Genomic DNA, 645 nt, shown 5'->3' on the forward strand with positions numbered 1-645 from the left:
ATTAACTTGAAGTTAATGAAACAATGGCCGATTCTGATAGCAGCGCGCCCACAGAACGCGCCCGGAGGAGACCCTGCCATGGCAATCGATGAAGACATCACCCTGAAGAAGCTCGAGGTCTTCCAGTCGTTCATGACGCTGGGCAACATGGCGCGCGTGTCGGAAGCGCTGGGGCAAAGCACGGTGAGCGTGCACCGCGCGCTGCACTCGCTGGAAGAAGGTTTGCGCTGCCCGCTGTTCAAACGCGATGGGCGCAAGCTGATTCCGCTGTCCACTGCTTACGTGTTTGCCGAACACGTCGAGCGCATCCTGGCCGAGTGCGAAGCCGGTGTGCGCCGCACGCGCGAAGCGGCGGGGTTTTCGTCAACGACGCTGAAGATCGGCGGGCTCTATTCGATGACGGTCGGCACGCTGCCGCGCATCTTTGCGGGCCTGAAAACGCGTCGCTCCGCACTCGACATCGAACTCACGCTGGGCTCGAACCGCAGCCTGCTCGCCAAGCTGGAAGACGGGCAACTCGACGCCATCGTCATCGCGCTGGGCGAGCCGCTGCGCAATCCCGATCTGCTGACCGTGCCGATGTTCGACGATGAGATTCTGTTTGCTGCACCGCTCGCCTCGCCGTATGCAGCATCGGCCGAGATC

General features: G+C 62.0%; 1 protein-coding gene. It reads left to right on the forward strand.

Going from position 1 to position 645, the window contains the following annotated elements:
* Nucleotides 1-78 precede the first annotated feature (78 nt).
* Nucleotides 79-645: LysR substrate-binding domain-containing protein (locus tag FUT88_RS24880; RefSeq protein ID WP_147219201.1), on the forward strand; the 567-nt coding region annotated here is incomplete at its 3' end.

Origin of the sequence: Ralstonia sp. TCR112, assembly GCF_007997035.1 — a bacterium.
In the GTDB taxonomy this organism is placed as follows: Bacteria; Pseudomonadota; Gammaproteobacteria; order Burkholderiales; family Burkholderiaceae; genus Ralstonia; species Ralstonia edaphi.